This is a genomic window from Hyphobacterium lacteum, from assembly GCF_036330345.1.
Taxonomy (GTDB): domain Bacteria; phylum Pseudomonadota; class Alphaproteobacteria; order Caulobacterales; family Maricaulaceae; genus Hyphobacterium; species Hyphobacterium lacteum.
In genome coordinates this window covers 447,873-457,634 of the sequence record NZ_JAZDRP010000003.1, presented here as the reverse complement: position 1 = coordinate 457,634, position 9,762 = coordinate 447,873, and the positions used below count along the sequence as shown (strand labels likewise).

The 9,762-nt window shown below is 61.1% G+C and carries 10 protein-coding genes; 2 read left to right on the top strand and 8 right to left on the bottom strand.

Annotation, left to right across the window (positions count from 1 at the left end):
- Positions 1–99: 99 nt before the first annotated feature.
- From V0U79_RS07115 to lpdA, 3 genes are all read right to left on the bottom strand, one after another.
- On the bottom strand, positions 100–513 hold the full coding sequence (locus tag V0U79_RS07115; protein ID WP_330198791.1) for an acyl-CoA thioesterase: 414 nt from the start codon (positions 511–513) through the stop codon (positions 100–102).
- 173 nt (positions 514–686) lie between these two features.
- Entirely contained in the window at positions 687–1,841 is a 1,155-nt protein-coding gene (locus tag V0U79_RS07110; protein ID WP_330198790.1) for an alpha/beta hydrolase, read from the bottom strand.
- A gap of 124 nt (positions 1,842–1,965) precedes the next feature.
- Complete coding sequence (gene lpdA, locus V0U79_RS07105) at positions 1,966–3,393, bottom strand: dihydrolipoyl dehydrogenase (protein WP_330198789.1); 1,428 nt, start codon at positions 3,391–3,393, stop codon at positions 1,966–1,968.
- A gap of 212 nt (positions 3,394–3,605) precedes the next feature.
- Between lpdA and V0U79_RS07100 the strand changes: the two genes are divergently transcribed.
- Positions 3,606–4,043, top strand: a complete 438-nt coding sequence (locus V0U79_RS07100; protein WP_330198788.1) for a hypothetical protein — start codon at positions 3,606–3,608, stop codon at positions 4,041–4,043.
- Here the strand turns inward: V0U79_RS07100 and V0U79_RS07095 are convergent.
- Genes V0U79_RS07095 through V0U79_RS07080 form a run of 4 tightly spaced genes read right to left on the bottom strand, consistent with a single transcriptional unit; the run spans position 4,040 to position 7,715 of the window.
- Positions 4,040–4,204, bottom strand: a complete 165-nt coding sequence (locus tag V0U79_RS07095; RefSeq protein WP_330198787.1) for a hypothetical protein — start codon at positions 4,202–4,204, stop codon at positions 4,040–4,042. The genes V0U79_RS07100 and V0U79_RS07095 overlap by 4 nt on opposite strands.
- Positions 4,201–5,466 carry a dihydrolipoamide acetyltransferase family protein gene (locus V0U79_RS07090; protein WP_330198786.1) on the bottom strand — a complete coding sequence of 422 codons (1,266 nt, stop codon included), beginning with the start codon at positions 5,464–5,466 and terminating at the stop codon, positions 4,201–4,203. The genes V0U79_RS07095 and V0U79_RS07090 overlap by 4 nt, the downstream gene beginning before the upstream one ends.
- Complete coding sequence (locus V0U79_RS07085) at positions 5,466–6,482, bottom strand: alpha-ketoacid dehydrogenase subunit beta (protein WP_330198785.1); 1,017 nt, start codon at positions 6,480–6,482, stop codon at positions 5,466–5,468. The genes V0U79_RS07090 and V0U79_RS07085 overlap by 1 nt, the downstream gene beginning before the upstream one ends.
- 3 nt (positions 6,483–6,485) lie before the next feature.
- Positions 6,486–7,715 carry a thiamine pyrophosphate-dependent enzyme gene (locus V0U79_RS07080; RefSeq protein ID WP_330198784.1) on the bottom strand — a complete coding sequence of 410 codons (1,230 nt, stop codon included), beginning with the start codon at positions 7,713–7,715 and terminating at the stop codon, positions 6,486–6,488.
- Positions 7,716–7,931: 216 nt separating this feature from the next.
- On the opposite strand from V0U79_RS07080, the gene V0U79_RS07075 reads away from it, so the two are divergent.
- Positions 7,932–8,435 carry an Lrp/AsnC family transcriptional regulator gene (locus V0U79_RS07075; RefSeq protein WP_330198783.1) on the top strand — a complete coding sequence of 168 codons (504 nt, stop codon included), beginning with the start codon at positions 7,932–7,934 and terminating at the stop codon, positions 8,433–8,435.
- 53 nt (positions 8,436–8,488) lie between these two features.
- Here V0U79_RS07075 and V0U79_RS07070 read toward each other — a convergent pair whose 3' ends face one another.
- Positions 8,489–9,679, bottom strand: a complete 1,191-nt coding sequence (locus V0U79_RS07070; protein WP_330198782.1) for a thiolase family protein — start codon at positions 9,677–9,679, stop codon at positions 8,489–8,491.
- Positions 9,680–9,762: the final 83 nt, after the last annotated feature.

Sequence of the window (9,762 nt, the reverse complement as noted above, 5' to 3'; positions counted from 1 at the left end):
GTGGCCTGAAAGGCCGAGGGGGGCGGTTAACGCTTGACCTGGCCCCCCACCGCTCGCTTCGCGACCACCTCCCCCGTAAACGGGGGAGGAAAAAAAAGATCACATCCCGAACAGGGTTTTCATCTCCGGCGGCAGACGTTTGGGCCGGTGGGTTTCCGCATCGATGAAGGTCCATGTGGTCAGCACTCTGGCCGATGGCTTGACGGAGCCGGCCTTGCGGACATCGACATGGCGCGGACAGCGCACGCCCTTCACCGGATCCACCCAGGTGCGCAGTTCGACATCCTCGCCCAGCTTCAGCTCGCGCAGATAATCGATCTCGTGGCGCAGGACGACCCAGAGGCCGGCGGCCTGCATGCCGGGCGTGGCGACACTTTCCCAGTGGCGTTCGGCCATTTCAGCCGCCCAGCGCAGATAGACCAGATTGTTCACATGCCCCATGAAATCGATATCGCCTTCCATCACCGTCTGGCGGTGCAGGAAGGCGGTCTCGAAACTGGTGGCGATTTCCATGCCTAGCGCTTCGGCGCGGAGATGTGGATCGGATGGCCGAGCGCGGCTTCGGTCAAGCCCTCGCCCGGGGCCAGCAGCTTGTGATAAATGATGCCGGTCAGACCGATCTGGGCGTCGTCCATGTCATTTCCCTCGAACGAGAACACAATCATTGCACACGCGCGCAAGTGAAGTCACTCATTGTGCTCTGTGATGCCCTCCGAGAGGCTGACACCGGCGGCACATGCGCTTTCGCCCGCTAGAACACAGGAGAAAAAGTCACGAATGCGCGCTTCCATTTCTGGTGGCGTGGTATGTTCCACACCGGGTAGCACCAGCGAGTTTAAATCACGCATCCCGAACTCGGCATATAGATCTTGCACAAATGGAACCCGGTCCAGCGTCGATGCGCCGAATGTCTCATTCACCCATTGCGCCTGTTCACAGGAATAGCTGTCCGACCTGAAAGCATCACAGGTGAAGGGAGGCTCTCGTACAGAATCGTTTTCATCGGCGCCGCCCTGGTACAAGAGGACGGGCGTTTGCCGCAACGCCTCTACATTCAGCGCTCGCCCGGTGATCAATTCCAGGTCCGCGACACCGACAGGAAAGCTGAGTGTCTCTCCATCAAGTTCGGTCACAGGCAAGATTGGCAGGCCGCCCAGACCGCCGGCAGCAACGGCGCGCACGCGTTCGGGATGGAGAACGGCCATTCGGGTCACAAAATCACCCGCGGCTGAAAACCCCCAGAACAGGGCGTCCTCGCCGACATCAAACCCGCTCGCTGCGAGCTTGGCATGTGCATCATCCAGCATTGCAAGCAATTGCCGGTCCGGACGCGCATATCGCGGGTCTTCATGCAGCATCGCGGCGCGTGTCATCGCATGGATATACAGATTGCCGTCGCGCCCATCATCCAGGGGTCTTGGAAACACAGGCGTCAGCACCGGCGTTCCGAGATGCTGCCCATAGTCGATAAAGAGCTGTTCGTTGCGGATCGCCGCCCAATAATCATGCGTCTCGAACGGTGCCCCCGAAAGTCCGTCATTATTGGGTTCAATCAGCACCGCGCTGCCCGGCGCGACGACTTCCGGGACAAACAGGTAGTACGGCCAGTGGAAACCGGCATCAGGATCGGCCTCGACACGATACAACGTCCGCGGGGTGAGCGCCCCGTTATAGACCTCAGCTGTTGGTGCCGGCCCCACAATCTCACTGATATGGTCCGGAATCTGAGAATTCGGGTTCATCGACACACGGGCGCGCGGATCCAGCGCCTCAGCCGACTGGGCCTGCAGTTCGCCCTGTGCGACCATCACAGTCAAAATGGCCATCACCAGTCGTATCATCCGCACATCCCCCGAAGCATCTCAAACAAAGCCCCGAATTACAGCAGATCCCGATCGATGGCGAGGCGCGATCCGCCGGGACCAATACGATGGCCCCGCCAGCTTATTACTTGTCTGCGATCCTCTATTTCTTCGGCGCGGAGATATGGATCGGATGGCCCAGCGCTACGAGCGCGGCTTCGGCCAGGCCCTCGGTCAGCGTCGGGTGGACATGGACCGTGCCGGCAATGTCCTCCAGGCGTGCGCCCATTTCCATGGCCAGCGCGAACTCGCCGGAGAGTTCAGAGACATGCTTGCCGACAGCATGGATGCCGAGGATGACATGGTCGCTCTCGCGCGCTGTGATGCGGACAAAACCGCCATCGGCGCCGCCCTCCATGGAGAGATAACGTCCATTAGCGGCGAGCGGGAATTTGCCGGTGATGACGGTCTCGCCCTTTTCCTTCGCTTCGTCCGGGGTCAGGCCGACTCCGACAACTTCCGGCTCGGTAAAGCAGACTGCGGCGATGGCCACCGGATCAAACGCGGTCTTGTGTCCGGCGATGATCTCGGCGACGCGTTCGCCCTGCGCCGTGGCGCGGTGCGCCAGCAGCGGCTCGCCGGTCAGATCGCCCAGCGCATAGACACCGCGCATGCCGGTTTCGCAGCGCTCATTGACCTCAATGAATTTGCCATTGGTCGGGATGCCCATTTTCTCCAGGCCCCAGCCGTTGAGGTTGGGCTTGCGGCCAACAGACACCAGGATGTTGTCGGCTTCCAGACGCTCGGTTTCGCCCTTGGCGGTCTCGAATTCAAGGAAAGTCTTCTTGTCCTCGGTGACGACCCCCTTGGCCTTGCAGGAGGTATGAACGGTCACACCGTTTTCCTTCAGCCAGCGGGTGATGGGCCGGGTCAGTTCCTTGTCATAGACCGGCAGGATGCGGTCCAGCGCCTCGACGAAGGTGACCTCCGAACCCAGCTTGCGATAGGCGATGCCGAGCTCCAGCCCGATATAACCGCCGCCAACGACAACCAGCTTCTTCGGAAGCTTCTTGAGATCCAGCGCACCGGTGGATCCGATGACATTGCCCTTGAACGGCAGGAAGGGCAGTTCGACCTCGACGGACCCATTGGCAAGGATGACATTCTTCGCCGTGATTTTCTGCGTCTTGCCGTCTTCCAGTGTGACCGTGCAGGTCTTGGCGTCCTCGAATTCGGCCCAGCCGGAAATCGCTTTCACGCCGGCCGCCTTGAGGAGCTGTTCGACACCGCCCGTCAGCTTGCCGACAATCTCATCCTTCCAGCCGACAAGCTTCTTCATGTCCAGCTTGGGCTTGGCCGACAGGGAAATGCCCAGCTTGCCGCTCTCGGCATGGTGGACCATGTCGGCATATTTCTCGGCGGCGTGGATGAAGGCCTTGGACGGAATACAGCCGCGATTGAGGCAGGTGCCACCCCAGCCATCCTTGTCGACGATGATCGTGTCGAGGCCCAGCTGGCCGGCGCGGATCGCTGCCGGATAGCCACCGGGGCCGCCGCCTACCACCAGAACGTCACAGGTCAGATCGCTCATGCCGCATTCCTCGCATTCGTGTTCGGCGAGGGTTTAGCGGGCATGGGGTTTCAGGGGAAGGGGCAGGCGTGCATGGCTGCGGCAAACAGCGTCCCGGAATTTCATACCCGTTTAACGCGAAAAATTTTCGCCCCGCCGCTTTTATGACATTTTTCTAATTTAGCCCTCGCTAATGTGAATGTCTTCACTCCGCTCAAGAGGAGGGCGGATACATGACTTATGAAATCATCTTTCCCTTGCGGGGCAATATCGTCGAAGTGCAATTGTCGGGAAAACTGACCTTCGAGATGTTCCGCGATCTTCACGCCGAGCTCTATTTCGGCGGGCAATGGCGGACCGGCATGAATCTGCTGGCCATTATCGAGGCTGACGCCGACCCGCTGGGGATCGATGCTCATGCGCTGCGCACCTCTTTCCGTGAGGAAATCGAGCGCCTTGCCGAAATCCGCGGCCCGGAATTCAAGGTCGCCTGGGTGGTTGAAAACCCGACCTATGAGCCGCTGCTGCAACAATGGAAGTCCATGCCCTTCATCGTTGGCCGTTATGATATCGAGGTCTTCCGCGACCGCGAGCAAGGCCGTGCCTGGCTGGAAGAGTTTTCCGCACTGTGGCCGGAATTCGAGCTGAACCCCGGCAACCGGAGCGCCTAGTCCGTCCCGCAATCGGCGGGCACGGCATGCAGCATGACGCTGTTTACCCACTCACCATTCTCACCCCGGGCCTGCGAAATGCGGGCCCACTCACCCGCCTCATAGGTCTCGAACCAGACCCGGCGCTCCGGGGCTTTGACCCGGCCGAGCGAAATAATCACATAAACAACGTCGCGGGATTCTCGAGATAGCCCTTCACGCGCTGGATCAGCACGGCGGCGTCATAACCATCGACGATGCGGTGATCGAAGCTCGAGGAGAGGTTCATCAGCTTGCGCGGCACAACGCGGCCGCCGTCGTCAAAGCGCGGCAGCTCCTGCATCTTGTTGACGCCGATGATGGCCGTCTCCGGCAGATTGATCACCGGCGTGGTGACCAGGCCGCCGATCGCACCCAGCGAGGTGATGGTGATGGTCGAGCCGGACAATTCGTCCTTGGTTGCCTTGCCATCGCGCGCGGCTTTGGCCAGACGGCCCAGCTCGGCGGCGAGTTCCCAGACATCCATAGCCTCGGCGTGCTTGATGGTGGGCACCATCAGACCGTTCGGCGTGGCCGTGGCGATGCCGAGATGGACGGCCTCGTATTTGGTCAGAACGCCCGCCTCGGTGTCGTAATGCGCATTGGCCTGAGGGGTTTCCGGCAGGGCCTTGCACAACGCGGCGGCGAGGAAGGGAATGAGGGTCAGCTTGGGCTGATCATCGCGCTTGGTGGCGTTCAGGTGCTTGCGCAGATCTTCCAGCGCCGTCAGGTCGATTTCCTCGACATAGGCGATATGCGGGATGGTCGTCTTCGCCTTAACCATGTTCTCGGCGATCTTGCGGCGCAGGCCGATAATCTTGGTTTCTTCAACGCCGGTGCGCTTGGCCGGGCCGGAACGCCCGCCGCCTGCCCGTGCGGCCAGACGGCCACCGGCGGCGATGAAATCATCCAGATCCTGATGCGTGATCCGGCCGGCCGGACCGGTACCCGGAACCGTCGCCAGATCGATATCGGCATCGCGGGCGCGCTGGCGCACTGCCGGGCTGGCCAGCGGCTTGTCGCCTTCGGCGCGTACGACAGGAGCTGCAGCGGGATTCGGGGCCGGTTCGGCCTTGGGTTCCGGCTTTGGCTCGGGCTTTTTCTCTTCCTTCGGCGCTTCGGCTTTCGGCTCTTCCTTCGCAGGCTCTTCAGCCGGCACTGCACCATCGGTCTGGATGAAGAGGATTTCGGTGCCGACCGGAATCACATCGCCGGGCTCGCCGACGATCTTGGTCACAACGCCATTGACTGCGCACGGCACTTCCACCGTCGCCTTGTCGGTCATCACGTCCAGAATGGGCTGGTCCTCGGTGACGGTGTCACCGACCTTGATACGCCATTCGACGATTTCCGCCTCGACAACGCCTTCGCCGACATCCGGCAGCTTGTAGCGGTATTCCGACATCACTTGGCCTCCATCACGGACTTCAGCGCATTGATAAAGCGATCCTGCCCCGGGAAATAGGACCATTCGTGTGCGTGGGGATAGGGCGTATCCCAGCCGGTAACGCGATAGATCGGCGCTTCCAGCGCATAGAAGCAGTCTTCCTGGATCTGGGCAGACAGCTCGGCAGCAAAGCCCGAGGTGCGCGGGGCTTCCTGGCTGACAATGCAGCGGCCGGTCTTTTTCACCGAATGGGTCAGCGTGTCGATGTCATACGGGGTGAGCGTCTTCAGATCGATCACCTCGGCATCGATGCCGGATTTCTCGGCGGCGGCCAGCGCGACATGCACCAGCGTGCCATAGGCGATGACGGTGACATCATTGCCCTCGCGCACCACTTCGGCCTTGTCGAGCGGCACGGTGTAATGGCCTTCCGGCACTTCGCCCTTGGGATGATTGGCCCAGCTTTGCAGCGCGCCATCCGGCTTGCCGTCGAAGGGACCGTTATACATCCGCTTGGGCTCGAAGAAGAGCACCGGGTCATTATTCTCGATCGAGGCCAGCAGGAGCCCCTTGGCATCATACGGGTTGGACGGGATCACCACCCGCAGACCCGGCACATGGGTGAAGAAGGCTTCCGGGCTCATCGAGTGGGTCTGACCCCCGCGAATACCGCCGCCCCAGGGCGAACGCATCACGATGGGCTGGGTGTATTGGCCGGCCGAGCGGTAGCGCAAGCGGGTCATCTCGTTCACGATCTGGTCGATCGCCGGGAAGATGTAATCGGAAAACTGGATTTCCGCGACCGGACGCAAACCATTGGCCGCCATGCCGATGGCCATGGCCGCGATGGCGGCCTCGTTGATCGGCGTGTCGAAGGCGCGGTCCATGCCGTATTTTTTCTGCAGGCCGGCGGTGACGCGGAAAACGCCGCCGAAATAGCCGGCATCCTCGCCGAAGGAGACCACGTTCGGATCGTTTTCCATCGCGATGTCGAGCGCCGAATTGAGCGCCTGGATCATGTTCATCTTGGCCATGGTCTAGACTCCCAAGTCCTGGCGTTGCCTCACGAGGCGCCAGTCCTGTTCCTCGAACACGTCCTCGAAAATGGACGGGATGGGCGAGAGCGGGCCGTCATGCAGCGTGCCGTAGCTCTCTGCTTCCTTGTAGGATTTTACCACCAGCTCGTTCAGTTCCTTTTCAAGCGCTTCATGGCGCTCTTCGTCCCATTCGCCGAGACCGATGAGGTGGTTCTTGAGCCGCTCGATCGGATCGCCCAGCGGCCATTTCGTCGCCTCTGTCTTTGGACGGTAGCCGGACGGATCATCCGAGGTGGAGTGCGCGTCGGCGCGATAGGAGAAGTATTCGATATAGCTGGGGCCATGACCCTTGCGGGCGCGTTCCGCCGCCCATTGCATGGCGGCATAGACGGCGAGGAAGTCATTACCGTCCACCCGGAGGGAGGCGATACCATAGCCCAGACCCTTCATGGCAAAGCTCGGCGCATCACCGATGGCGATGTTCTGGTGGGTGGAGATGGCGAACTGGTTGTTGACGACATTCAGAATGACGGGCGCCTTATAGGTCGAGGCCAACGTCATCGCGCCGTGGAAATCACCCTCGGCCGTGGTGCCGTCACCAATCCAGCTGGCGGTCACCTGATCCTCACCCTTGTACTGAGCCGCCATGGCCCAACCGACGGCTTGCGGGAATTGCGTGCCGAGATTGCCCGAGATCGAGAAGAAATTGCCTTCCGCCCAGGTGTAGTGAACGGGCAGCTGGCGGCCCATCAGATTGTCGCGGCTGTTGGAAATGCAGTGGCACATCATGTCGACAATGTCCCGGCCGCGCGCAAACAAAATGCCCTGCTGGCGATAGGACGGGAACACCATGTCCGAATCCTTCAGCGCCATGGCACCTGCGACGGCAACCGCCTCTTCGCCCGTCGACTTCATATAGAAGCTCATCTTGCCCTGACGCTGCAGTTTCAGCATGCGGTCGTCATAGACGCGCGTCAGCACCATGTGGCGCAGGCCCTCACGCAGAACTTCCGGCTTGATCTCCGGGTTCCAGTCACCGACGGCCTGATGGTTGTGATCCAGCACCCGGACCATGCCCAGGGCGAGGTCGAGCGTATCCTTGCCGGCGACATCAATGCCGGGGCGCCTGGCCTCACCCGCTGCGGGGATTTCCAGATAGGAAAAGTCGGGTTCATCACCCGGACGGAATTTCGGTGCCGGAACACGGTAGCGCGGGTCTTGTGTCGCCATGGACATTGCCTCTCTGGTGACTGCCGTTCGGGAGGAAGGTCAGAGACCTTCGGCGCGCGGGCATTAGCGCGGAAAGCCCCGTCTTGTCTACTCACGCGCCCGCGAGAAAAAGACCGGAACATGCCGGATTGCACGATTTCGCTTCGGCGAATTGCTCCTCGTGGAAAATAATTATACGAAATTACCGATTTTGCGCTCGGAAAGGCAGATTTGACCATGAAGCTGGATGAAATCGATACCAATATCCTGGCTGCGTTGCAGGCCGATGCCGGCCTGTCGGTCGCGGAAGTCGCGGAAAAGGTCGGCCTGACGGCCTCGCCCTGCTGGCGCCGCATCCGCAATCTCGAGGATACGGGCATTATCCGCAAGCGCATGGCCGTGCTGGATCACCAGAAGATCGGGCTGAATTTCGAGGCGCTTGTGATGGTGAAGATCATGCCGCCCAGCCGCGAGAACCATCAGAAATTCATGGACTGGGTGCAGGATGTTCCGGAAGTCGTCACCACCGTCACGATCACTGGCGGTTTCGACTATGTGATGCATGTCATGACGCCCGACATGACAGCCTACAACAATTTCATCGGCAACCGGCTGCTGGCCACAGGTGTGGTCGGCGAGAACAGTTCACACGTCATATTGAAACGGGTGAAGGACAATAATGGCGTGCCGCTTGATCATTTGCTTAAAGGCGGCCGCCTTCACGTCGAGGCTGATTTCTAGAAAAACCCCGGACCATCGGTCCGGGGTTTCCAGTCTTCCAGAGGTCAGCCGGTTCAGTTCAGGCGTTCCAGCGCAACCGCCGTGGCTTCGCCGCCACCAATGCAGAGCGAGGCCACACCCTTTGTCTTGCCGTGCTTTTCCAGCGCGGCCAGCAGCGTCACCATGATCCGGGCACCGGACGCACCGATCGGGTGACCCAGCGCACAGGCACCGCCATTGACGTTGACCACGTCATGGCTGAGGCCCAGCTCCTTCATCGCAATCATCGGGACCACGGCGAAGGCTTCGTTGATTTCCCAGAGATCGACATCGCTCGTCGACCAGCCGGCCTTGTCGAGCACCTTGCGCATGGCCGGAACCGGAGCAGTGGTGAAATAGGCCGGCTCATGGGCATGAGCCGCCGTCGCCACGATCTTCGCCAGCGGCTTGATCCCGCGACGCTCGGCTTCGGACAGTTTCATCATCACCAGTGCAGCAGCACCGTCGGAAATGGCCGAAGCATTGGCTGCTGTCACCGTGCCATCCGGCGAGAAGGCCGGGCGCAGGGACGGGATCTTCTCCGGCATGGCCTTGCGCGGCAATTCATCGGTATCGACCGTGATATCGCCCTTGCGGCCCTTGATCGTGACCGGTGTGATCTCGCGCTTGAAATCGCCCTTTTCGGTCGCGCGCTGGGCGCGGGCCAGGGTTTCCAGAGCGTAGGCGTCCTGTTGCTCGCGGGTGAACTGGTATTCGTTCGCGATCATGTCGGCATAGACGCCCATCGGCTTTTTCTCATAGGCATCCTCGAGACCGTCCTGGGCCATGTGGTCCTTGACGGTGTCGTGGCCGTATTTGAAGCCGGTGCGGTGATTGGGCAGCATGTGCGGGGCGTTGGTCATGGATTCCATGCCACCGGCGATTATGACGCTGGCATCGTCGGACGACAGCGAGGCGCGCGCCATGATGGCGGCCTGCATGCCCGAACCGCACATCTTGTTCAGCGTAGTGGCTTCGACGGATTTCGGCAGGCCGGCCTTGATAGCGGACTGGCGGGCCGGGGCCTGGCCCTGACCGGCCGGCAGCACATTGCCCATGTAAATCATCTCGACATCATCGCCGGAGACACCCGCTTCATCGAGCGCGGCCTTGACGGCAATAGCGCCCAGCTCGTTGGCGGACATCGGGGCGAGATCGCCGAGCAGGCCACCCATCGGGGTGCGGGCCATGCCGACGATGACAATCGGATCTTCCTTGGCACTCATAGTCAGTCACTCCTCGCAATTTTGCGGACTGTGGCGTGTGGGCGCGCATGTGAACGGCGCGGCCGCGCATTCGTCAAGCCTTG